General features: G+C 58.0%; 23 protein-coding genes. 14 read left to right on the top strand and 9 right to left on the bottom strand.

Features of this window, described 5'->3' with window-relative positions:
• The first annotated feature begins 19 nt into the window (after positions 1-19).
• From tsaE to trxA, 6 genes are read left to right on the top strand one after another with little or no spacing between them, the layout of a single operon-like run.
• Complete coding sequence (tsaE, locus tag AC2FH0_RS16710; RefSeq protein ID WP_496789888.1) at positions 20-493, top strand: tRNA (adenosine(37)-N6)-threonylcarbamoyltransferase complex ATPase subunit type 1 TsaE; 474 nt, start codon at positions 20-22, stop codon at positions 491-493.
• Positions 490-1,494, top strand: coding sequence for an aminoglycoside phosphotransferase family protein (locus AC2FH0_RS16715; protein ID WP_496789890.1), 1,005 nt, complete (start codon positions 490-492; stop codon positions 1,492-1,494). The genes tsaE and AC2FH0_RS16715 overlap by 4 nt, the downstream gene beginning before the upstream one ends.
• Complete coding sequence (locus AC2FH0_RS16720) at positions 1,491-2,177, top strand: nucleotidyltransferase family protein (RefSeq protein ID WP_496709496.1); 687 nt, start codon at positions 1,491-1,493, stop codon at positions 2,175-2,177. The genes AC2FH0_RS16715 and AC2FH0_RS16720 overlap by 4 nt, the downstream gene beginning before the upstream one ends.
• Positions 2,170-5,097: a double-strand break repair protein AddB gene (gene addB, locus AC2FH0_RS16725; RefSeq protein WP_496709497.1), complete on the top strand. Its 2,928-nt coding sequence runs from the start codon at positions 2,170-2,172 to the stop codon at positions 5,095-5,097. The genes AC2FH0_RS16720 and addB overlap by 8 nt, the downstream gene beginning before the upstream one ends.
• Positions 5,094-8,453, top strand: a complete 3,360-nt coding sequence (addA, locus tag AC2FH0_RS16730) for a double-strand break repair helicase AddA (RefSeq protein ID WP_496789891.1) — start codon at positions 5,094-5,096, stop codon at positions 8,451-8,453. The genes addB and addA overlap by 4 nt, the downstream gene beginning before the upstream one ends.
• A gap of 60 nt (positions 8,454-8,513) precedes the next feature.
• Entirely contained in the window at positions 8,514-8,834 is a 321-nt protein-coding gene (gene trxA / locus AC2FH0_RS16735; protein WP_271950641.1) for a thioredoxin, read from the top strand.
• A 166-nt stretch (positions 8,835-9,000) separates the two neighbouring features.
• On the opposite strand, the gene AC2FH0_RS16740 is transcribed toward trxA, so the two are convergent.
• The gene (locus AC2FH0_RS16740) at positions 9,001-9,195 is read right to left on the bottom strand and encodes a DUF1127 domain-containing protein (RefSeq protein WP_142637449.1); all 195 of its coding nucleotides are present in this window, start codon (positions 9,193-9,195) and stop codon (positions 9,001-9,003) included.
• A gap of 198 nt (positions 9,196-9,393) precedes the next feature.
• Between AC2FH0_RS16740 and hslV the strand changes: the two genes are divergently transcribed.
• Positions 9,394-9,945 (top strand): ATP-dependent protease subunit HslV, encoded by a 552-nt coding sequence (hslV, locus tag AC2FH0_RS16745; RefSeq protein ID WP_142637447.1) that lies wholly within the window; start codon positions 9,394-9,396, stop codon positions 9,943-9,945.
• Positions 9,946-9,958: 13 nt separating this feature from the next.
• Here the strand turns inward: hslV and AC2FH0_RS16750 are convergent, their stop codons facing one another.
• Positions 9,959-11,200 carry an MFS transporter gene (locus AC2FH0_RS16750; RefSeq protein WP_142637445.1) on the bottom strand — a complete coding sequence of 414 codons (1,242 nt, stop codon included), beginning with the start codon at positions 11,198-11,200 and terminating at the stop codon, positions 9,959-9,961.
• Positions 11,201-11,380: 180 nt separating this feature from the next.
• Between AC2FH0_RS16750 and hslU the strand changes: the two genes are divergently transcribed.
• From hslU to AC2FH0_RS16765, 3 genes are all read left to right on the top strand, one after another.
• Positions 11,381-12,688 carry an ATP-dependent protease ATPase subunit HslU gene (gene hslU, locus AC2FH0_RS16755; protein ID WP_142637444.1) on the top strand — a complete coding sequence of 436 codons (1,308 nt, stop codon included), beginning with the start codon at positions 11,381-11,383 and terminating at the stop codon, positions 12,686-12,688.
• Between the two features lie 97 nt (positions 12,689-12,785).
• Positions 12,786-13,880, top strand: coding sequence for an alpha/beta hydrolase (locus AC2FH0_RS16760; RefSeq protein WP_496789893.1), 1,095 nt, complete (start codon positions 12,786-12,788; stop codon positions 13,878-13,880).
• Positions 13,880-15,097: an MFS transporter gene (locus tag AC2FH0_RS16765; protein WP_271950632.1), complete on the top strand. Its 1,218-nt coding sequence runs from the start codon at positions 13,880-13,882 to the stop codon at positions 15,095-15,097. The genes AC2FH0_RS16760 and AC2FH0_RS16765 overlap by 1 nt, the downstream gene beginning before the upstream one ends.
• Here AC2FH0_RS16765 and AC2FH0_RS16770 read toward each other — a convergent pair.
• The 3 genes from AC2FH0_RS16770 to AC2FH0_RS16780 are packed head-to-tail and all read right to left on the bottom strand — an operon-like array spanning position 15,094 to position 17,371.
• Positions 15,094-15,681 (bottom strand): Smr/MutS family protein, encoded by a 588-nt coding sequence (locus AC2FH0_RS16770; protein ID WP_496750939.1) that lies wholly within the window; start codon positions 15,679-15,681, stop codon positions 15,094-15,096. The two genes, AC2FH0_RS16765 and AC2FH0_RS16770, sit on opposite strands and share 4 nt — an antisense overlap.
• On the bottom strand, positions 15,681-16,715 hold the full coding sequence (gene mltA / locus AC2FH0_RS16775; protein WP_496692595.1) for a murein transglycosylase A: 1,035 nt from the start codon (positions 16,713-16,715) through the stop codon (positions 15,681-15,683). The genes AC2FH0_RS16770 and mltA overlap by 1 nt, the downstream gene beginning before the upstream one ends.
• Positions 16,712-17,371 carry a Tim44/TimA family putative adaptor protein gene (locus AC2FH0_RS16780; protein ID WP_496752279.1) on the bottom strand — a complete coding sequence of 220 codons (660 nt, stop codon included), beginning with the start codon at positions 17,369-17,371 and terminating at the stop codon, positions 16,712-16,714. The genes mltA and AC2FH0_RS16780 overlap by 4 nt, the downstream gene beginning before the upstream one ends.
• A gap of 108 nt (positions 17,372-17,479) precedes the next feature.
• On the opposite strand from AC2FH0_RS16780, the gene AC2FH0_RS16785 reads away from it, so the two are divergent.
• Together AC2FH0_RS16785 and secB are read left to right on the top strand one after the other, a co-directional pair.
• On the top strand, positions 17,480-17,980 hold the full coding sequence (locus AC2FH0_RS16785) for an FxsA family protein (RefSeq protein ID WP_496690198.1): 501 nt from the start codon (positions 17,480-17,482) through the stop codon (positions 17,978-17,980).
• A 54-nt stretch (positions 17,981-18,034) separates the two neighbouring features.
• On the top strand, positions 18,035-18,532 hold the full coding sequence (gene secB, locus AC2FH0_RS16790) for a protein-export chaperone SecB (RefSeq protein ID WP_142637430.1): 498 nt from the start codon (positions 18,035-18,037) through the stop codon (positions 18,530-18,532).
• Positions 18,533-18,558: 26 nt separating this feature from the next.
• Here the strand turns inward: secB and dnaQ are convergent, their stop codons facing one another.
• The 4 genes from dnaQ to AC2FH0_RS16810 are packed head-to-tail and all read right to left on the bottom strand — an operon-like array spanning position 18,559 to position 21,293.
• Entirely contained in the window at positions 18,559-19,281 is a 723-nt protein-coding gene (gene dnaQ, locus AC2FH0_RS16795) for a DNA polymerase III subunit epsilon (RefSeq protein ID WP_496752281.1), read from the bottom strand.
• Positions 19,274-19,867, bottom strand: coding sequence for a dephospho-CoA kinase (coaE, locus tag AC2FH0_RS16800; protein ID WP_496789894.1), 594 nt, complete (start codon positions 19,865-19,867; stop codon positions 19,274-19,276). Before coaE ends, dnaQ begins: the two co-directional genes overlap by 8 nt.
• Positions 19,864-20,697 carry a shikimate dehydrogenase gene (locus AC2FH0_RS16805; protein ID WP_496692597.1) on the bottom strand — a complete coding sequence of 278 codons (834 nt, stop codon included), beginning with the start codon at positions 20,695-20,697 and terminating at the stop codon, positions 19,864-19,866. Before AC2FH0_RS16805 ends, coaE begins: the two co-directional genes overlap by 4 nt.
• The gene (locus AC2FH0_RS16810) at positions 20,694-21,293 is read right to left on the bottom strand and encodes a Maf family protein (protein ID WP_142637605.1); all 600 of its coding nucleotides are present in this window, start codon (positions 21,291-21,293) and stop codon (positions 20,694-20,696) included. Before AC2FH0_RS16810 ends, AC2FH0_RS16805 begins: the two co-directional genes overlap by 4 nt.
• 404 nt (positions 21,294-21,697) lie before the next feature.
• Here AC2FH0_RS16810 and AC2FH0_RS16815 point away from each other — a divergent pair, with 404 nt between their 5' ends.
• Both AC2FH0_RS16815 and rho read left to right on the top strand, forming a co-directional pair.
• Positions 21,698-22,147, top strand: a complete 450-nt coding sequence (locus tag AC2FH0_RS16815) for a CopD family protein (RefSeq protein ID WP_142637422.1) — start codon at positions 21,698-21,700, stop codon at positions 22,145-22,147.
• Between the two features lie 124 nt (positions 22,148-22,271).
• On the top strand, positions 22,272-23,543 hold the full coding sequence (rho, locus tag AC2FH0_RS16820; RefSeq protein ID WP_142637421.1) for a transcription termination factor Rho: 1,272 nt from the start codon (positions 22,272-22,274) through the stop codon (positions 23,541-23,543).
• Positions 23,544-23,546: the final 3 nt, after the last annotated feature.

Consider the following 23,546-nt stretch of genomic DNA (forward strand, 5'->3'; position numbering starts at 1 on the left):
GTGGGGCCATTGTGGCGCCATGACGTTACCACCCCTCAGGATCACCCTGAATTCGCCCGAAGATACGACAAACTTTGCCAGTCGGCTGGGCGCGATTCTGCATCCGGGCGACATCCTGCTGCTGCAGGGTGAGATCGGAACCGGTAAGACCCATTTCGCGCGCAGTCTGATCCAATCGCTGATGACCCGATCCGAGGATGTGCCCTCGCCCACATTCACGCTGGTTCAGGTCTATGACACCCGTAAAGGTGAGATCTGGCACTGCGATCTATACCGGCTGAGCGCGGTGGAGGAAGTCGAAGAGCTTGGGCTGGCCGAAGCGATGGAACAAGCGATCTGCCTGATTGAGTGGCCCGAGAAACTGGGCCCGCTGACACCCGGTTCTGCCCTGACCATGACATTTGAAACAGACCCGGACATGCTGGATATGCGCCACATCACCCTCACATGGACCGACGAAAAATGGGCTCAAAAACTGGAGGTCAGCGAATGACAAACCGCGCCGTCCTTGCCGAAGCTCTGATTTCACACACGCCGTGGTCCAAGGCCCGCCGAGAGCCTTTGGCGGGGGATGCCTCGAACCGCCGGTACGAGCGCCTAACCGACCCGGTCACGGGCAAGTCCGCTGTTCTGATGGATTCACCCCCGGGCCAGGCGGAACCGGTCGAAGCCTTCGTACGGATGGCCCGGCATTTACAATCTATCGGGCTAAGCGCCCCACAGATCTACGCCGAAGACACGCAATATGGGTTTCTTCTTCTGGAAGACCTTGGCGATGACCTGTTCGCGCGGGTTCTGGTCAAACATCCCGATATGGAGCGGGAATTATACGAGGCCGCAACAGATGTCCTGATCACGTTGCACGAGGCCCCGACCCTGTCGCTGCAATCTTACGGCCCGGCACTGATGACCGAACTGGCGGCCTTATCCTTCACCAAATACGCCCAAGGGGTTCTTGGCGAATATGACCGGGATGCGCAGGATCGGTTCGAACACCGATTTGCTGATATCCTGCATCAAGAAACATCCGGCACCAAAGTTGTTGTCCAACGGGATTACCACGCGGAAAACCTGATCTGGCTCCCTGACCGCCAAGGGGTTGAGCGGGTTGGATTGCTGGATTTTCAGACCGCCATGCTGGGCCATCCTGCCTATGATCTTGTGTCTTTGCTCCAGGATGTGCGCCGCAAAGTGACGCCGGGTACGGAAATGCGGATGGTCAGCCACTATATCTCGGCTATGGGCGTCAACGATCATGATTTCCGCAGTGCCTATGCCGTGCTGGGGGCCCAGCGAAATCTGCGGATTCTTGGTGTGTTTACCCGGCTTGCGACTGAGTATGGCAAACCCCATTATATCGATTTTATCCCCGCTGCGTGGGACCATCTAATGCGGGATCTGGATCACCCGGCGCTGGTGAATGTTGCCGACCTGCTGCGCGCGGCTCTGCCCACACCAACACCCGAAAACCTGAACAGGCTCAGACAGAGATGACCCAGCCCCCCAATGCCGTCATGCTGTTCGCAGCCGGGTTCGGCACCCGTATGGGCACCCTGACCCTGAACCGCCCCAAGCCGCTGATCGAGGTAGCCGGGCGCCCGCTGATCGACCACGCGCTTGATTTGGTTGACGCGCTTGGGCCGGTTCGCAAAGTGGCCAACCTGCACTATCTGCCGGATCAGCTTGAGGCGCATTTGACGCCGAAAGACGTACATGTTTCACACGAACAGCCCGACATTCTGGATACTGGTGGCGGATTACGGGCAGCTTTGCCTTTATTAGGGTCTGATTCAGTGTTCACGATGAATTCAGACGCCATTTGGTCCGGCCCGAACCCGCTGACAATGCTGCGGGCCGCCTGGAACCCTGATTTGATGGACGCATTGCTAATGTGCATCCCGACCGCGCAGGCGATTGGTCATGCCGGTGCCGGAGACTTTACTGCTGATGAAGCGGGCCGGATTACCCGCGGCCCCGGATTGATCTACGGAGGCGCGCAGATCATGAAGACGGAAGGGCTGGTCGAAATTCCAGACAAGGTGTTTTCGCTGAACCTGCTTTGGGATCGGATGCAAAAGAAAGACCGGCTGTTTGCCCTAACCTATCCCGGCCGCTGGTGCGATGTTGGCCATCCGGAAGGGATCGCCCTTGCTGAAGGTCTGTTGGCGGATGTTTGACCCCTCACCCCTGCCCCGCGTCTTTGCCGTACCTTCGGGTGTGGATTTTCCAAAGGCGCTGGTCCGGGGGTTGAGAAATCGCTGTGCCGCTCTTCCGCCCGAGGCTTTGGCCCGAGTGGAGCTGGTTGTTAACACGCGGCGTATGGCTCGCAGGGTGCGTGAGCTGTTCGACCAGGGCCCTGCCTGTTTGTTGCCGCGCCTATCACTGGTGACTGATCTGGGTGTAAGCGTGAATCTGGCGCAGATACCACCCGCAATCCCGCCCCTGCGACGGCGGCTGGAATTGACGCAGCTGGTCTCGAAGCTGCTGGATCAACAACCGGATCTGGCGGCGCGCTCGTCTTTGTTTGACCTGTCAGACAGTCTGGCCGCATTGATAGATGAGATGCAGGGCGAAGGCGTTTCACCCGAAGCGATCCGGCGGCTGGATGTCACCGACATGTCCGGGCATTGGGCCCGCGCGCAGGCGTTTATCGGGATTGCGGATCAGTTCATCGACTCAGAAGACGACATCCTGGACACGCAGGCCCGGCAGCGCCGCGTGGTCGAGAACCTAATCAAACATTGGCGAGTGGATCCACCTCAGCACCCGGTCATTCTTGCCGGCTCGACGGGGTCACGGGGAACGACACTGATGCTGATGCAAGCCGTTGCCTGCCTGCCGCAGGGCGCATTGATCCTGCCGGGTTTTGACTTTGACCAGCCCGATCAGGTTTGGGCTCAGCTGGATGCGGCGTTAACCTCTGAGGATCACCCGCAATACCGGTTCCGGAAGCTGATGAACCAGCTTGGGCAGAACCCGGATCAAATCACAGCCTGGACCCAGGACAATCCACCCTCACCCGCCCGTAACAAACTGATATCGCTTGCGTTACGCCCTGCCCCGATCACGGATGCATGGATGTCCGAAGGTCCACAACTGACCGATCTGCATGGTGCAACCAAGGACCTGACCCTGGTCGAGGCGCAGTCCCCCCGGGCCGAGGCCCTGGCCATAGCACTCCGCATGCGAGAGGCGGCTGAAACCGGCCAGACCGCCGCTCTGATCACCCCCGACCGCATGCTGACTCGTCAGGTCAGCGCTGCGCTGGACCGGTGGAGCATCCTGCCCGATGACAGTGCTGGCCTGCCGCTGCAGCTGTCCCCACCCGGACGGTTCCTGCGCCATGTCGCGGCCCTGTTCGCGCGTCGATTGGACGGCGAAGCGCTGTTGACCCTGCTGAAACATCCGCTCTGCCATGACGGGGGCGAGCGTGGTTCTCATCTGTTGCACACGCGCGATCTGGAACTGGACCTGCGCCGCCACGGGCCGCCTTTCCCGGATGCCGCCAGCCTGACGGCATTTGCCATCCGCAAAGAGGTGCCCGAAGGCTGGGTCCAGTGGTTGGTGCAGCATTTCTGCGAACAGCAAATCGATGATGAGCTGCCGCTGGCGGATTGGGTCGATCGCCTCTGCGGGTTGGCTCAGGCCATTTCCGCCGGTCACACTGACGATCCCGGCACTTTGTGGGACAAGAACGCCGGTCAAAAGGCCCTGGCGGTTGTGACCGAGCTGCGAAATGAGGCTCAGCATGGCGGCACCATGACCGCCCATGACTTTGCCGATCTGCTGGGTGCTTTGCTGGCCGGAGAAGAAGTCCGCGACCGCGACGCGCCACACCCCCGGATCATGATCTGGGGCACGCTCGAGGCCCGGGTGCAGGGCGCCGATTTGCTAATCCTTGGCGGTTTGAACGAGGGCAGTTGGCCCGAGGCGCCCGCACCTGATCCCTGGTTGAACAGGCAGATGCGCGATAAGGCCGGGCTGTTGCTGCCAGAGCGGCGCATTGGCTTGTCGGCACATGACTTCCAGCAGGCTATCGGCGCGCCCGAGGTCTGGCTGACCCGGTCGACCCGGTCCGACGATGCCGAAACCGTTCCTTCCCGCTGGTTGAATCGGTTAACCAACCTGTTGAGTGGCCTGGCAGAACAGGGTGGCCAAACCGCCCTTGCAGAAATGCGCGGCCGAGGGCGGCAATATCTGGGGTGGTCCGAACAACTAGAATACGCTCCAAAAATCAAGGCGGCACCGCGCCCATCTCCGCGCCCTCTGGTCGGGTCGCGCCCGCGCCGACTGAGCGTCACCGAGATCAAGCGCCTGATCCGTGATCCTTATGCGATCTACGCCAAACATGTGCTGCGGTTAAAACCTCTGGACCCTTTGGTTCAGGCCCCGGATGCGCTGCTGCGCGGGATCGTGATCCACGAGATTTTGGAGCAATTCGTCAAGGACAGCGTGCTGGACACGGCCTTGCTGACACGCGAAAGCTTCCTGAAACGCGCCGAAAGCCTGCTGGTCCAGCATGTCCCATGGCCCACAGCGCGCAAATTATGGCTCGCGCGGCTGGAACGGATTGCGGATGATTTCCTGCGGGCCGAGAACACCCGGCGCAGCGATGGTGGGCCTGTGGCTTTTGAGGCCGCGATGAAACTGGCGCTCAGTCCGCTGGATTTCACCATAGTCGGGCGCGCCGACCGCATTGACCTGAACAGCCGCGGGGCGCTGCGGCTGGTCGACTATAAAACCGGTGCGCCTCCGACCGAAAGCCAGCAGGCCAAGTTTGACAAACAGTTGCTGATCGAAGCCGCAATGGCCGAGCAGGGCGGGATCGAAGGGTTTGACCCGCTGCCTGTGGCCGAAGCAATTTTTGTCGGCATGGGCGGCACCTATAAAGAGATACCCGCGCCTCTGACCAAAGAGCCGGTCGACAAGGTCCTGGCTGAGCTGAAACAGCTGATTTCCTCTTATTTAGAGCCTGATCAAGGCTTCACCTCGCGCCGCATGCTGCACAAGGATACCGATATCGGGGACTATGATCATCTGGCACGTTTCGGTGAGTGGGACCGAACCAGCAACAGCGCCCCCGAGGACCTGAAATGAGCGCCCGCAACGACGCCACCGAACGGCAGGTGCAGGCCGCACGACCCGATGCCTCGACCTGGCTGGCGGCAAATGCGGGATCTGGCAAAACGCGGGTTCTGACCGATCGGGTGGCGCGGCTGTTGCTGGACGGGGTGCAGCCGCAACACATCCTCTGCCTGACTTACACCAAGGCTGCAGCCAGCGAGATGCAAAACCGGTTGTTCAAACGCCTCGGTGAGTGGGCCATGCTGGGGGATGCACCGCTATTGGCGCAGTTGACCGATCTGGGCGTTCAGGGCGCGATTGACCCGGACCGCCTGGCGCAGGCCCGCACATTGTTTGCCCGTGCGATCGAAACGCCCGGCGGGCTGAAAATTCAGACCATCCACTCTTTCTGCGCCTCGCTACTGCGCCGTTTCCCACTTGAGGCCGGAGTGAGCCCTCAATTCACCGAGATGGAGGATCGGGCCGCCGCCTTGCTGCGCGAAGAAATCGTCGAGGATTTTGCCCAAGGGCCGATGGCCAATCTGATCAGCGATGTCGCCCGTTTTGTGACTGACACAGGGTTCGACAAGCTGACCGCCGCCATCACGCAAAAGCGCAATCTGTTTGCGCAGACCGTCGATTGGTCGCAGGTTTTGCAGCAATTCAATCTGCCCGCCGGTTTTGACGAACAGCTCTTGCTGGGTCAGGTGTTTTTGGGGGGCGAGGCCGAACTTGTCCGCAGCGTCCTGCCCGCACTGACCGAAAGCGGCGGGAACAACGCCAAGGCAGCCACCAGGCTTGCGGCCTTCACCCGCGCCGAAATCGGTGCGCTGCCGGTGCTTGAAGATGTATTTCTGACCGGAAAGGCGGCCAAGGACCCGTTTACCGCCAAGATTAACGCTTTCCCGACCAAACCCCTGCGCGAAGGTGTTCTGGCGGGTCAGATGCCACAGCTAGAGGCGTTGATGTTGCGCATCGAAGCCGCGCGTGAACAGCGGCTTGCACTGGTTGCGGCCCGTAAAACGCTGGTACTTCACCGGTTCGCAATGGCCTTTCTGCCGGAATATGAGCGGCGCAAACAACTGCGTGGCTGGCTGGACTTTGACGACCTGATCTTGCGCGCCCGAAACGTACTGAACGACCCGGCGGTAGCGTCTTGGGTATTGTACCGGCTGGACGGCGGGATTGACCATATCCTTGTCGATGAGGCGCAGGACACCAGCCCGGACCAATGGGACGTCGTCGAAAAACTGGCGCAGGAATTCACCAGCGGGGAGGGGGCCCGGTCCGGGATTGAGCGCACTATTTTCGTGGTGGGTGACAAGAAACAGTCGATCTATTCCTTTCAAGGCGCCGACCCTCAGGCCTTTGACCGGATGCAGGCCGAGTTTGGGCGGAAACTGGCAGAATCAGGCTCTAAACTGTGGGATTCCACGCTGGAGTACTCGTTCCGATCCTCCAGCGCCATTCTGACTCTGGTCGATATCCTGTTCGAAAACCATGCCGAGGCCGGGTTTCACAAAGAAAGCCAGCACCGCGCCTTCAAGTCCGATCTGCCAGGGCGCGTCGACCTATGGCCGGTGGTCGAAAAAGTCAAAGACGAGGAAGATACCGAATGGACCGACCCGGTGGACCGCCCTGGAGCGCGCCACCATACCGTTGTTCTGGCCGAGCAGGTTGCACAGTCGATCAGGGATATGATCGAACAGGGGGAAACCATCCCCGAAGATGGCGAGGTACCGGGCAGTTTCGTCCGGCGAAAGGTACAGCCGGGGGATTTTCTGATCCTCGTCCAGCGCCGCTCGGACCTGTTTGCTGAGATCATCCGCGCCTGCAAGGCTGCCGAACTGCCGATTGCAGGGGCTGACCGGTTGAAGGTCGGAGCCGAGCTTGCGGTCAAGGACCTGGCCGCTCTGCTGAGCTTTTTGGCCACGCCCGAGGACAGCCTGTCGCTGGCCACGGTACTGAAATCTCCTCTGTTTGGATGGTCAGAACAGCAGCTTTTTGATCTGGCGCATCGGCGGCAAGAACAATTCCTGTGGGCGGCGCTGCGCAATCGGGCCGAGGAGTTTCCCGATACGCTGACAATTCTGAACGACCTACGCGGTCAGATCGACTTTCTGCGCCCCTATGACCTGATCGAGCGGATTCTGACCCGTCATCACGGGCGGCGCCTGCTGTTGGGGCGGCTGGGCCCCGAGGCCGAAGACGGTATCAACGCGCTGTTGTCCCAGGCGCTGGCCTATGAACGTACCGACATTCCCAGCCTGACCGGCTTTCTGGTCTGGATGCAGACCGACGATCTGGAAATCAAACGGCAGATGAGCGGTGTCGGCAACATGATCCGCGTGATGACCGTGCACGGATCGAAAGGGTTGGAAGCCCCCATCGTGATCCTGCCGGATACCGGCAGACGGCAAGCCCCGCGCGATGCCGAGATCATGGTGACGGATGCTAAGCCACTATGGAAAGTACCGGCAGACGCGTCCCCGGCGCTGATCGCGCAGGCGCGAGCCGAGGCGCGCGAACGGGAAGAGAATGAACGGTTGCGCCTGTTATACGTGGCGCTGACCCGTGCAGAGAAGTGGCTAATCGTTGGTGCGGCAGGGGATGTCGGCAAGGACGGAACCAGCTGGTATCAACTGGTGCAGGCGGCTATGGCGCGGGCAGGGGCAACAGCTCTGCCCAACAGTGAGATCCTGCGCTTGTCGCACGGAGATTGGCATGGTCCGGAATCTATCGAACACACAGGCGCCGTTCATGCCCACAGCGAATTGCCACCGACCTTCCTGAATTCCGCCCCCGCCATTGATGCGGCGCCGGAAACCCTCAGCCCGTCTGATCTGGGCGGGGCCAAGGCCTTGCCCGGGGACATGGGCCAGGATGAAGAGGCCGCCAAGCTGCGCGGCACCCGCCTGCACCTGCTGCTGGAGCATTTGCCGCGGGTCCTTCCTGAGAACTGGCCGCAGCTTTGCGCACGGGTTCTTCCCGATATGCGTGAGGCCGAGCGGCAAGGATTGCTGGCCGAGGTGCAAAATGTGTTGACGGCGGATCACCTGAAGGCCGTGTTCGCCCCCGATACCTTGGCCGAAGTCCCGGTAACGGCCGATCTGGGCAGTCGGCGTATCCATGGTGTCATTGATCGGCTGATCGTCACTGAAACGGACGTCCAAGTAATTGATTTTAAATCGAATATGACAGTGCCAGACAATGCAGCATCCTGCCCCGAAGGACTGCTGCGGCAGATGGGTGCCTATGCTGATTCATTGTCGCAGATCTATCCGGACCGCGAAGTCAGAACTGCAATTCTGTGGACCCGAACAGCCCAGCTGATGTGGCTGCCACACGATCTGGTGAAAGCTGCGCTAACCCGTGCGCTGACGCCTTGACCTTGGCATACCCGACACCTAGTTTCAGTGACCAAGCATTCCCCATTCAGGAGACAGAATATGTCGACCGTAGCTGTTACCGACGATACTTTTGACGCCGAAGTCAAGAATTCCGACATCCCCGTAGTTGTCGATTTCTGGGCCGAATGGTGTGGCCCCTGTAAACAGATCGGACCCGCTCTGGAAGAGCTGGCGGCTGAATATGGCGACAAGGTCAAGATCGCCAAAGTCGATGTAGACAGCAACCCGAACTCTGCCGCCGCCATGGGCGTACGTGGCATCCCGGCGCTGTTCATCTTCAAGGATGGTCAGGTCGTTTCGAACCGCGCAGGCGCCGCACCGAAAGCCGCGCTGCAAAGCTGGATCGAAGAAGCGCTCTGATCCGGTTCGGGAAACAACGTTTGAAGGCGCCTTATTCGGGGCGCCTTTTTTCGTATCTGGGGCAAAGCGCTTCCGCCTGAATTGTCTGACTGGAAAAAGCGGCGCAGAAAAAGAAAAAGCCGCCCAGACCCGGGCGGCTTATCTTGAATTCACGAATTCTCGTGAATCAGAGGGTGGTGATATCCGCGCGGCACAGGCCGATATCGTCCAGCTGTTCATCACTGAGAGCCGACAGGGCATTGCGGGTTTTGCGGGATTCATTCCAATCGGCGGCTTTTTCAAAAGCGCCAAAAAACGCGTCCACTACATGCAGGATGGTAGCTGCTCCGAGCGGCGCATGGATATTTGCGGTAGTTGCCATTTGCGCATTCCTTATAAACAGAAACAGCCGACCCGTTGTCGGTTGTGAGCCTCATGTAGGATTTTCAACTGAGTCCCACAATTGCTGGTTTTACAGCCCCGATTTGCGTTTTTTGCATATCTTATAAGCAAGTTGTGAACTGTTGCGCTGCGGATGAGACCGGCCCATATAGAACAGCAGGCGAAAACGGAGGCCCCCATGGCAGACAGCGACTTTCCCGGTTGGCACGGCACAACCATTATTGGCGTCAAAAAAGGCGGGCAGGTGGTCATTGCCGGGGACGGGCAAGTCAGCTTGGGCCAGACCGTGATCAAAGGGACCGCGCGCAAGGTACGCCGCCTGTCACCCGGCGGGTTCGAGGTTGTCGCAGGCTTCGCCGGATCAACCGCCGATGCCTTTACCCTGCTGGAACGTCTGGAAACCAAGCTTGAGGCCACGCCCGGCCAACTGGCGCGCGCCTCGGTCGAGCTGGCCAAGGACTGGCGCACCGACAAATACCTGCAAAAGCTTGAGGCGATGTTGATCGTCACTGATGGCAAGGATCTGCTGGTGATCACCGGGGCAGGGGATGTGCTGGAGCCGGAACACAACGTGGCTGCCATCGGATCGGGTGGTAATTTTGCCCTGGCAGCGGCGCGCGCGATGATGGATGGCGACAAACCGGCGGAACAAGTCGCCCGCGAAGCCATGGCCATCGCCGCCGATATCTGCGTCTATACCAATGGCAATCTCACGGTTGAGACGATCTAAGACGCAAGTTGTCTCAGGCCAACAGCTCTCGGATCTCTTTGCCCTTCCACCGCATATGCATCCCGACCAGCCCCAACAGGGCGGTCAGGATCACGATGTAGTAGGGCAGTCGGATGTCGATACTCATCAACCCGCCGCCGATCAGGGACATGACGCCCCCGGCCAGACAGAAGACGGCCGTGGTCACCCCCATGACCCAGCCTTGATCGGTGTCGCTGACACTGGAGGAAAACAGGCCCAGCAGTGTCGGGTATGAGACGCCAAAGAAGAAATAGAAGAAAAAGACCGGGACATAGCTCAGCACACCGCTGGGGCTGAAGGCGAAACCTAGGCCGCTGATCACCATCACAACCAGTGAGACATAGATGATCTGGTGTTTGCTGAACCGTTCCTGCGCAGGTTTGACCAGGAAGGTGCTGGAAAAGGCCAGCGCAACCCCAATGACGACCATGGCCATGCTGCCGCCGATGACCCCGTATCCAAATGCGCTGGTCAGGAAGTTGTCGACAAACACATAGAAGGTCACATTGGCGATCATGAACAGGCCATAGACCGGCATGATTTTCAGAACCATCGGATGTTCGCGCACCGCTATCAGGCTGTCGGTGATATCGCGGGGGCGAAAGACAAAGGGCTCACGCTCGGTCCGGGTATCCTTGAAATACGCGGCGACAAGGAAAATGGCGATCAACACCAGAACAAAGGCGCCGTAGAATGGCGTTTTCAGCGTCGCCGCGCTGCCCAGCAGGGCCGAGTCCGACAGGACCGCGCCAATAATGGGACCGCCAACCAGGCCAAAGCTGACACCTGTCACGATATAGCCCATGTTGCGGTCGCGGTCAGCGGCATCGGTGCTGCCGTCAATCATTGCCGCCTGCGCGATAGGCTGGTTGCCAGCTGTGAACCCGGTGATCGACCGGCCGACAATCAACAGCAAAAGGCTGTTGAGATACAGCGCAGTGATGGTCAGCGCATAACCTATCAATGCCCCTCCCAGACACACTAGCAGCGCGTTCTTGCGACCAATGGAATCTGAAACCTTAGAGACATAGACCACGCCCAGAAACCAGGACAGAAAGAAACAGCCAATCACCAAGCCGTAGTAGAAATGCCGGGTGCCCATGGCCGTGTTTTCAGGCAGGAACCCCGATTTCGTCTCCATGATCAGTGAGTTGATGATCGGAAAGACCAACCCTTGCCCGATCAGGTCGACAAACACGACAAACAGCAGGGTGATCTTGGCAATCTTGGTCATTTCCGCGCTCCGGGCTCTCAACGCTTTGAAATCACTGTAACAGAGGCCGGGCGCTTTACCTATGGAAAGCATTTGCAAACCGGGTGGGGCATTGCTAACCAACGCTGCCGCTGTTGTTTTCGCCGTTGCGGTGATTACCTAGACCGCAGCCAACTTATGCCGACCGAAAGGACTGCCCCCGTGACCGACCTGACCCCGCGCGAGATTGTCTCGGAACTGGATCGCTTTATCATCGGGCAGAAGGATGCCAAGCGTGCAGTCGCCGTGGCGCTGCGTAATCGCTGGCGGCGCAAGCAACTGGCTGATGACATCCGGGATGAGGTTTATCCCAAGAATATCCTGATGATCGGCCCCACCGGCGTTGGCAAGACTGAGATCAGCCGGCGTTTGGCCAAGTTGGCCCGCGCACCCTTCATCAAGGTCGAGGCCACCAAATTCACCGAGGTTGGATATGTTGGCCGCGATGTGGAACAGATCGTGCGTGATCTGGCCGATGCCGCGATCCTGCAGACCCGTGAATTCATGCGTGAGGACGTCAAAGCCAAGGCCCATCAGGCCGCCGAAGACCGGGTGATTACTGCCATTGCCGGGGAAGACGCACGTGAGGGCACCCGCGAGATGTTCCGCAAAAAGCTCAAATCCGGAGAGCTGGACGACACAGTGATCGAGCTGGAACTGACGGATACCTCAAGCCAGATGCCGATGTTCGATATCCCTGGCCAACCCGGCAGTCAGATGGGGATGATGAATTTGGGCGATATTTTCGGCAAGGCCTTTGGCGGGCGCACCGTCAAGAAACGCCTGACCGTCGCCGAAAGCTATGACATGCTGATCGGAGAAGAGGCCGACAAACTGTTGGATGACGAAACCGTAAACCGCGCGGCGCTGGAATCGGTTGAACAGAACGGCATCGTGTTTCTGGACGAGATCGACAAGGTTTGCGCCCGTTCGGACGCACGCGGCGGTGATGTCAGCCGAGAGGGGGTGCAGCGTGACCTGTTGCCTCTGATCGAAGGCACAACCGTCTCCACCAAGCATGGGCCGGTCAAAACCGACCACATTCTTTTCATTGCCTCAGGCGCGTTTCATATTGCCAAACCATCCGACCTGTTGCCGGAACTGCAGGGGCGCCTGCCGATCCGTGTCGAGCTGCGCGCACTGACCGAAGAGGATTTCGTCCGCATCCTGACCGAGACAGACAACGCGCTGACCCGCCAGTACACTGCCTTGATGGGCACCGAGGATGTCACGGTCAGCTTTACCGAGGACGGCATCGCAGCCCTGGCGAAAATCGCAGCGGATGTGAACCAAAGCGTCGAGAATATCGGTGCACGTCGGCTTTACACCGTGATGGAGCGCGTATTCGAGGAATTGTCTTTCACAGCCCCCGATCAGGCCGGTTTGGAAATCACCGTGAATGCACAGTTCGTTGACGACAATCTGGGTGAGCTGACAAAGTCTACGGACCTCAGCCGTTACGTTCTGTAATATCTCCAGCCGGTTTTTGCCGGTCCGTGTCATTGACCCCGCTGGACCTGGGATCAGAATAGAGTAGCGTGTGCGCAAATTCCTTAGGGGGCGACAGGTGCTGCGCTATATTATTTTTGTCCTGACTGCGGCAACGCTAGCCGCATGTGTCGACCGGACCGTATCTCAAACCGTGCCCTCGGCACTGGAGATTGGCACGCCCAAAACCATTTACGCAGCAACCACCCGCGCGCGCGAAGCGGACGGATCCTATGGGTACCGCCGCAGCGATCAGCTGCAGTTTCTCGAGATGACGGTCTCGATTCCACCCAATCACACACCCGGGACATTGGATTTTTCCTATGCCGACCCGGACCCGGAAAATCAGTTCGTGATGGCTGATGAAGACGAGCTTGCTGGACCCCAGGGCCTTGCCTCGCGACTAAGAGGTGTGGACGAGGTTTCGATCTTTATCCACGGCTATAACACGACCCAGTCGGAAACAGTGTTCCGCGCCGCGCAGTTGGAACATGATCTGGAAATACCGGGTGAAACCATGGTCTATTCCTGGCCAAGCCAGGCAACGGGTTATGGCTATGCCTATGACATCGACAGCATGCTGTTCGCCCGTGATGGTCTGGAACAAACTGTTCGCCAGCTGAAATCAATGGGGGTCGATCGGGTTATCCTTGTGGCGCATTCCATGGGCACCGCCCTGACGATGGAGATGATGCGGCAGGCCGAGCTGCGCGAACCGGGCTGGTCGCATCGGAATATCGAAGGGGTTGTTCTGATCGCACCGGATCTGGATGTCGATCTGTTCCGGTCGCAGATGGACAGCATCAAAACGCTGCCTGACCCGTTCATTGTGATGATCTCACGCAAAGACAGGCTGCTGAGTATATCCGCACGCCTGCACGGTACCGCCAAAAGCGAACGTCTGGGAAATATCAGCTCGGCCGATGCGCTGTCCGAATATAAGATCAGTATTCTGGATACGACCGCCTTCAACAGCGATGCCGGGTCTTCTCATTTTGTGGCCGCAACCTCTCCGGCGCTTCTTGCGATCATCAATTCCGCGCGGCGAGTCAGCAGCACCTTTGGCAGGCAACGCGGAATTGACGTGATCGCCCCCGCCGAGGTCCGCAACCCGACCGGGGCGACCGAGATTGAGCTGACCGAGACCGGGCAGGCCAAGGTCAGCTCTCCGTAATGTCCTTTCACCTGGGGCATTATCTGAAAGCAAATGCCTCATGGCTTGGCGCCGGAGTTCTGCTGACTTTTCTGTCCTGTTTTGGGCAAACGTTCTTCATCTCGATCTTTTCCGGCGAAATTCGTGCGACGTTCGGGTTGAGCCATGGAGCCTGGGGTGGGATCTATTCGCTGGGTACGACCGCATCCGCCATCATCATGATCTGGGCGGGCGGGCTTACGGATATCTTCCGGGTGCGTGTGCTCGGCCCCGCTGTCCTGGCTGGGCTAGCCGTGGCGGCGCTAGCGATGGCGTTGAACCGCTGGCTGATCCTGCTACCGCTGGTGATCTTCCTGTTGCGCCTGTTCGGGCAAGGGATGAGCACCCATCTTGCCTTGGTCGCGATGGCGCGTTGGTTTACCACAACGCGCGGCAAGGCCTTGTCGATCGCCTCGGTCGGATTTGCGGTTGGCGAAGCGCTTTTGCCGGTAATCTTTGTCGCTGCGATGGTGTTTTTGGATTGGCGCCTGCTCTGGATCATCTCGGCAGGTATTTGTGTGGCCGGCATTCCGATTCTGCTGCGCTTGCTTCGGCAAGAGCGCACACCGCAAAGTCTGGCCAGCGAGTACTCAGCAGCAGGTATGCAGGGGCGGCACTGGACACGCACCGACGCTTTGCTGAACCCGTTGTTCTGGTTCATGGCCCCCGCCTTGCTGGGTCCTTCTGCCTTTATCACCGCATTCTTCTTTCATCAGGTCCATCTGGCCGAGGTCAAAGGCTGGCAACATATCGAGTTGGTGGCGCTGTTTCCCGTCTACACAGGTGTTTCCCTGATCTCGATGTTTGTCGCGGGATGGGCACTGGATAAATGGGGAACCGCCCGAATGATGCCCTTCTATCAGGTGCCAATAGCTATCGGCTTCATGTTGGCGGCTGCAAGCACCTCGATTGGGGGTGCGGTTGCTGCATTGGTCTTTCTGGGGCTTACCGTCGGCGCAAACAGCACCTTGCCCAGTGCGTTCTGGGCGGAATTCTATGGAACCCGTCATATTGGCGCGATCAAGGCCATGGCCACTGCGGTCATGGTCCTTGGGTCGGCGATTGGCCCCGGACTGACCGGCGTGTTGATTGATCAGGGGGTTCCTCTGGACACGCAGTTCCTGTGGATCGGCGTCTTCTTCCTGCTGGTTTGTCTGCTGACCTGGATTGGAATCAGCCGCGCCGCACGCACGCTTTAGCGACTGCGACGCAGATAGACGTAATAGGCCCCGTCGCCACCATGGCTGATATGCGCGGGCGTCACCTGCATCACAGCCTGTGCCAAGGGCGGCAGTGACAGCCATTGCGGTACCTGATTACGCAAGACGCCGCGCGGAGTGGGGATGGGGCCGGGCTCGTCCCGATCCTTGCCCTTTCCGGTCACCACCAGAACCAGACGCTTGCCCGAAGCCTGCGCGGTTAGCACAAAGCGCACCAGTGCCGGATAGGCTGTGTCCATCCGCAAGCCATGCAAGTCCAACTTGCCCTCGGGTCGGAGCTTGCCACGTTTCATCCGGGCAAAAGCCTTGCTGTCCATTTGCACCGGGTTGGCGCGTAACCCTTCGGTAACGGATGGTTTCAACACATGCCGTACACCCCTGCCAGCCGCGTTCTGCCCGACTTCAAACGCCTCGATCCGGGGCTTAAAGGTCTTTGTGGGTTTCGGCCTGGGCAATGAGGTGGGGTGCACGGACTGCGGGAGTTCGGGATGCAGGCGATCTGCCTGTTTGGTCACTTTGCGCCACAGATCCATTTCGTCAGGGGTCAATTTGCGGCGCGACATCAGAACTCGTCCGGTAAAAGAGCATATGCGCGCTGAATCGGCAGCAGAACCACCATGCGCCCCGGATCTTTCAGGCGCCCCGCTGCGGCCCCTGCGGCATCGCCGGTTCCAAAGAAAATATCAGCCCGTTGTGCGCCCTTGATGGCCGACCCGGTATCCTGAGCGATCATCAGCCTGCGCAAAGGGTCCTTGCCATCCTTTTCGACCCAGACTGGAGCACCCAGCGGTGTGTATACCGGATCGGCGGCAATGCTGCGCATGGTGGTGACCGAACGGTTCATCGCACCCAGAGGGCCAAATTCCGGTGCAACACGATTCACCTCGCGGAAGAACACATAAGACGGGTTGTGAAACAGCAATTCGGTACCCGCCTCGGGATTCTTGCGGACCCAGGATTTGATCATCTGCGCACTGACCTGATGCGCACCCAGGGCACCGCGCCGGATCAGTTCGGACCCGATCGAACGATAAGGATGCCCGTTGGCACCCCCATAACCGACCCGCAGCGCCTTCCCATCGGGCAACCGGATACGACCTGAACCCTGAATCTGCAGAAAGAACAGCTCGACTGGGTCGTCCACCCAGGCGATTTCAAGACCGCGGCCCTGCATGACATCACCGGTCAGCAGATCGCGACGGGATAACCATTTTTCGGCTCCGCGCGCCTCAGGAGGCATTTTATAGATCGGGTATTTATACCGCTCCGATCTGGTTTTGGACCCGTCCAGTTCGGGTTCAAAATAGCCTGTGAACAGGCCATCCTTCCCGTCTTCGACCAGAACGGGACGGAAGAACAGCTCAAAAAATGACCGGGCCGCATCGGGCTTATAGGTGCGTGCCACGCCGCACAATGCCTGCCAGTCCGGATCATCCAGATCACCGCACGTGTTCAGAAAAACCGAAAGGGCCGCCCCGTGATCATCGGCGGCCCAACCATTCAGGTCATCATAGGACAGTATGGATCGTGTCACCTCGGCACTGGCAGAGGTGGTCATGACAGCCACCAGGAAAAGCGACCGAAACGCTGCAATCATGCGTCCGTGGCAACAAGCAGCCAGTTCGGATCGTCCGAGCCCATAACGCGGGCAAAGGTCCAGCTGTCCTTTTGACGTTTAACCGTGTTTGGGTTGCCCTCGATGATATCGCCACCACGATCCCGCACGGCCGAAGTCAGCTCACCAACAAATTTCATGGTGATTTCGGCCTGGTTGGTATCCTTGTCAAAGCTCACATCTGCCAGTGTGGTTTCGCGCACACCGATAAATTCGGCCTCGATGGTCAGCCCCTGATCCTCGCGCGCGGCAACGACCGAAACAAAGGTTTCGAACACCTCTTCCGACAGGAAGGGCTGGATTTCATCCAGATTGCCCTTTTCGAACCCCATGACGATCATCTCATAAGCGCCGCGAGAGCCCTGAACAAATTCACCCACCGAAAAGCCCGGCTCGATCCGTTTCATAGCGGATAGGGTCTGCGCCTGTTCGCTGTCCTCGGGCACGTGATCGGTAATGTCGTGATCTGGCCCGCCCTCAATCACCTCAAAATCACGGCGCGACTTATTGGCGTCGGACTGTTGTTGAAGCGGGGGTTTCTCAAAACCCTCACGTGTACCCAGTACGCTTTTCAGGCGCAGGATCAGGAAAACGGCAATTCCGGCCAGGACCAGCAACTGGATCATTGGTTCGTTCATTTCATCCTCTTGGTCAGACCGCGACTTTGTATACACGGCCTCTTGCCACTATGTAGGTGACAGTTCGGGACAAGTCTACCGCCCGACCTGCAGTAAAGGATAATGCAAATGTACCTGTTCCTGGCTTTTTTACTTGTTCCGATCATCGAAATCGGCCTGTTCATTCAGGTTGGTGGGCTAATCGGACTATGGCCAACCCTTGCGATTGTGGTTCTAACGGCCGTTCTGGGTACCGCTTTGGTGCGGACACAAGGTCGCATGGCGTTGGAAAACCTGCAACGATCCTTTGCAGAGCTTGACGACCCGACCGAACCTTTGGCCCATGGCGCGATGATCTTGCTGTCTGGTGTCTTGCTGCTGACACCGGGGTTTTTCACCGATGCCGTTGGATTTGCGCTGTTAATCCCTGGCGTCCGGGTCTCTGTATTCCGTTATCTCCGCTCGAAGGTCACAATCACGCAGTTTCAGATGGGCGGCGGGACGCAGTTCAGGACCGAGCCCCAAGCATCGACCCAGGGCGATGTGATCGACGGTGAATACACCGAGGTTCGCCCCCGTCAGAACCCGTCAAAGCCATCGAAATGGGTCGAAGGGCCGCACCAGCATTGAGGTGCCTCGCCCAACTTGCTAAGCAGTGGCGAATTTCAGTTTCGGAGTAGACCCATGGCCGAAGACGGCGCCCAAGAAAACACCGCGGCCCAGACCGCACCCCAGATCCAGATGCGCGTTCTGGGACAATTCATTCGCGATATGTCCTTTGAAAACGTGATGGCGCAAAAAGGCGTGTCTGGCGATGTCCAGCCCGAGATCGCGGTTCAGGTCAATCTGGACGCCAAAAAGCGCCCGGCTGAGCATCAATACGAGGTGTCGATCAAGCTGAACCTCAAATCCAAAGCCAAGGGCATGGAAGACATCCTGTTCCTGTGCGAGCTGGATTATTGCGGCCTGTTCCATGTGGAGGGTGTCGCCGAAGACCAGCTGCATCCGTTCCTGATGATCGAATGCCCGCGCATGCTGTTCCCGTTCCTGCGCCGCATCGTCAGCGACATCACGCGCGATGGAGGATACCCGCCGGTTAACCTGGACAATATTGATTTTGTCAGCCTGTACCGGAATGAATTGATGCGTCGCCAGGCCGAGACGCAAAAGACTCAGGCCTAATCAGGCCTCCCCGCGCCGGAGTGACCTCAGGCGCGGGACCAAAGGGCGTTTTCGCCCAGTTTATCAATAAATTTCTCATGCGCCGCGCGCTCGTCTTGGGTGATCCGGGACGGCAAGGCATCTTTGCGCGGCGATGGCCGCCACTCTTCTGCTCCGCCAGCGGAAGACGACACAGAGGTCGAAAGCCCGAAATCTGGCTGACGTCCGCCGATCAGCTCAAGATAGACCTCAGCCAGAATTTCAGAGTCAAGCAACGCCCCGTGCAAGACCCGGTTCGAGTTGTCTATGTTGAACCGCCGGCACAATGCATCCAGCGAGGCGGGCGAGCCCGGAAACCGTTTGCGCGCAATCGCCAGCGTGTCCAGTGCCTGATCCATCGGGATCGGCGGCAGTCCCATCCAGCCCAGCTCGGCATTCAGAAACTTCATGTCGAATGACGCATTGTGGATCACCAGTTTCGAGTCAGCGACAAAATCCCGAAACCCCTGACCAACCTTGGCAAAAACCGGCTTGTCCTTCAGCGTGACCTGACCTTTTTCCACCGGGCGGGGCGGTTCCAGCAAGTCCGGGCCAATGCCATGCACGCCAAACGCCTCTTCGGGCATGAACCGTTGGGGGTTGATATAGACGTGATAGGTTTCGCCCGTGGCGACGTGATTCCAAAGCTCAACCGCACCGATTTCCACAATCCGGTCGCCGCTTTCAGGATCAAAGCCTGTGGTTTCTGTATCGAGTACGATCTCACGCATCTGTCAGCCCTGCCCGTATCTGTCTAACCACATCCTGCACTTGCGCGCGGGCGTGGTCCAGACTGTCCGTGACGATCACAAAATCAGACCGCGCGCATTTTTCGTCATTCGGCATCTGCTTGGCTTTGATCTGCTCGAACTGCGCCTCGGTCATGGTACCGCGCGCCATCACGCGGCGTTTCTGCTCGTCAGCCGGGACCGAGACACAGGCGACCGCATCCATCGCCGCATCTCCATCGGTTTCAAATAGCAGGGGAATATCGAAAACCAGAATATCTGCGGTGGCTTGTTCCCGGAACGCCGCTCGATCCGCCGCCACCAGCGGGTGAACAACGGCCTCAATCGCTTTCAGCGCTGCCGGGTCTGCTGAAATGAGCCGTTTCAATACTTCCCGGCTAACCGCGCCGTCGATAATGGCCTCAGGAAACGCCCTACGCATCGGCTTGATCGCTGTCCCGCCACGCGCGTATAGCCGATGCACGGCGGCATCTGCGTCCCACAACGCACAGCCTTCGTCGACGAACATGCTGGCAGTTGTGCTTTTTCCCATGCCGATAGAACCGGTCAGGCCAAGTGCAAAGCTCATCCCAGCACCGCAGCACGCAAATCAGAAGTGACTTCAGGGCGCACCCCAAACCAGCTTTCAAACCCAGGTACGGCCTGATGCAACAACATGCCAAGGCCATCTACGGGTGTGCATCCCGCCTGTTCTGCTGTTTCCAGCAAGCGTGTCTTAAGTGGCGCATAGACCAGATCGGTGACTATGGCACCGGGCTGTAACCCGTCCAGAGGCACCCGCAGCTCGGGCTGGCCGTGCATCCCAAGCGAACTTGTGTTGACCACAAGTTCCGCATCTTCAACCACGTTGCCCGCTTTCAACCAATCCACCACCGTTATGGTCGTACCAAACTCTTCCTTCAGGCGATCTGCACGTGTGCGCGTCCGATTGGTCAAGAAAATCTCGGGCACACCTGCATCGACCAACGCTTGAAGAACAGCACGCGCGGCGCCTCCGGCACCAAAGACAACCGCGGGACCATCCGCTGGAATCCAATCTGGGGCGCCGCTGCGCAGGTTCTGCATGAACCCGTACCCATCGGTGTTATCCGCATGGATCGAACCGTCGGGCTGAAACACAAGCGTATTAGCAGCCCCGATCTGCTTGGCCCGGTCCGAAGCCGTATCCGCCAGATCCAAGGCCACCTCTTTATGGGGCACTGTGATGTTGGCCCCGACAAATCCGGCTTTGGGCAAAGTTCGTAGAACAGCCTCAAGATCATCCGGTGCGACATCCATGGGGATATAGTGACCGGCCAGGCCATAAGTTTTCAGCCAATGGCCATGCAGTATTGGGGATTTCGAATGGGAAATCGGATGCCCGATCACACCCGCCAGCGGGATCTGCTTGCCACTCATTGATCAATCACCCCTTTGACCGCCAGAAAATTCAACAGCTCCAATAGGGGCATACCCAAAACGTTAAAATAGTCACCGTCAATGGTTGCGAACAGCCGCACGCCTTCTTCCTCAAGCTTATAGGCCCCGACTGCGTGGCGGATGCTGTCCCAGTTGCGCGCAACATAGTCGCGTAGATAGGCGTCCGAACTCATCCTCATCCGCAGGCGCACCTGACCTACATGTCGCCAGATCGGCTCGCCATTCTGATAGATGACGGCTGCGGATAACAGCATATGCCGCTTGCCCCGCATCGCTTTGAGCTGCGCCAGCGCATCCTCGGGCGATTGCGGTTTGGACAAAAGCTGACCTTCGAAATCCAGCACCTGATCACATCCCAGAACCATCGGCCCCGGCACCTTGTCGCTGACCTTGCGGGCTTTCATCTCTGCCAGAGTATCGGCAATATCACGTGGAGATGCCTCTTCGGCCAGCAAAGCCCGTTTGGCGGTCTCTTCGTCCACGCGTGCAGTTTGAACGGTAAACCGCACGCCCGCATTCTCTAGCAACTGCGCACGAATGGATGACCCCGAGGCCAATATGATGGGGACAGAAATGTGGAAAACCCCCTGAGCAAATGGTTGATCGTTCAAGGATGGTTTGTATGGTTTTCCTGTTGACACGCAAGCCCGGTGTTTTCGCGAAAAACTTCTATGAGTCGCCCGAACCCTGTCCAGTCTGGACAAGGATAACTTTGAACATCGGGACAAGCGGGATATCCCAGCTTATTCATCAAGTTATCCCCGGAAGTCTACGCATTAAATATTCATAACATATTGTTTTATTGTAGTTTTTTATGAAATCAACAGAAACACCCAGTTCTCGGGTGAAACTATCCACCTGGGGAAAACAGATGGGTAAATAAGTAATCCACGGAATTTGATCTCCCTACAAAACCATCATCCTTTCTCTTTTCCTATTTTTTTTATAGGGAGAGATCCAAACCACGCCCGGAGCTGGAATGACTGATCTTCTTTTCACCATCTATCCTTGGGTGAAGTCCCTGCACATCATGGCCGTGATCTCTTGGATGGCCGGTTTGTTCTATCTGCCTAGATTGTACGTCTATCACGTAGAAAAAGCCCAAGGCGTTGACGGGGCGCAGGAGATCTTCTTTGAAATGGAAGAAAAGCTGCTGCGGGTGATCATGCGCCCGGCGATGTACGTGGCCTGGGCCTGCGGCCTGATCATGGTATTCACACCAGGCATAGTCGGCTGGGATTTTGCCTGGCCCTGGGTCAAAGGCGCAGCAGTGATTGCGATGACTTGGTTCCACTACTGGCTGATGGTACGTCGAAAGGACTTCTTAGAGGGCCGAAATACGCTCACTGGGCGGCAGTATCGCATGATGAACGAGGTGCCCACTATTTTGATGGTTATCATCGTTCTGGCGGTCGTTCTGAAGTTCTGAGCAGCTATTTGACTCTTTGTAGGTAAGTGCTTATTTATCGCGTAACACGCCCGTCCGGGCGGCGTATCTTCCGTATTGAAATTCCAGTCCGAGCCGCATCCATGCGGCCAAGGTTCTTATCATCATGTCTAATGAATCCCTCAATCTGGCCGATCTGAAAGCCAAAAGCCCCAAAGACCTTCTGGCGATGGCCGAAGAGCTTGAGATCGAAAACGCCTCGACCATGCGAAAAGGCGAGATGATGTTCCAGATTCTGCGCGAACGCGCAGATGAAGGCTGGACCGTGGGCGGCGATGGCGTACTTGAGGTTCTGCAAGATGGGTTCGGGTTCCTGCGTTCGCCCGAGGCGAACTATTTGCCCGGTCCTGATGATATCTATGTCTCGCCAGAAATGATCCGCCAGCATTCGTTGCGCACCGGTGATACGGTCGAAGGTGATATCAAGGCGCCGGACGAGAACGAACGGTATTTCGCACTGATCAAGGTCACCAAGATCAATTTCGAAGATCCCGAGAAAGCCAGGCATAAAGTTGCTTTCGACAACCTGACACCGCTTTATCCGGATGAGCGCCTGAAGATGGAAGTCGAAGATCCAACCATCAAGGACAAGTCCGCCCGTGTCATCGATCTGGTTTCGCCGATCGGTAAAGGTCAGCGGTCGTTGATTGTGGCACCGCCACGGACCGGTAAGACGGTGATCCTGCAGAATATTGCGAACTCGATCGAAAAGAACCACCCTGAGTGCTATCTGATCGTCCTACTGATCGACGAGCGGCCGGAAGAAGTGACCGACATGCAGCGTTCGGTGAAGGGCGAGGTCGTGTCGTCGACCTTTGATGAACCCGCCACCCGCCACGTTGCCGTATCTGAGATGGTTATCGAAAAAGCCAAGCGTTTGGTCGAACATAAACGAGATGTTGTTATTCTTCTCGACTCGATCACAAGACTTGGTAGGGCATTTAATACCGTGGTTCCATCCTCGGGTAAGGTTCTGACCGGTGGTGTCGATGCAAACGCCTTGCAAAGGCCCAAGCGCTTCTTCGGTGCGGCACGGAATATCGAAGAGGGCGGCTCGCTGACCATCATCGCCACCGCGCTGATCGATACCGGAAGCCGGATGGACGAAGTCATCTTCGAAGAATTCAAAGGCACCGGTAATTCGGAAATTGTTCTGGATCGTAAGATCGCAGATAAGCGCGTGTTCCCGGCTATCGACATCCTCAAATCCGGTACGCGGAAAGAGGATTTGCTGGTCGATAAGGGTGATCTGGCCAAGACCTTTGTTCTGCGCCGTATCCTGAACCCGATGGGCACTACCGATGCGATCGAGTTCCTGTTGTCCAAGTTGAAACAGACCAAGACAAATGGCGAGTTCTTCGATTCGATGAACACCTGACAC

The sequence above is a fragment of the Ruegeria sp. CDSC051 genome (assembly GCF_059610665.1).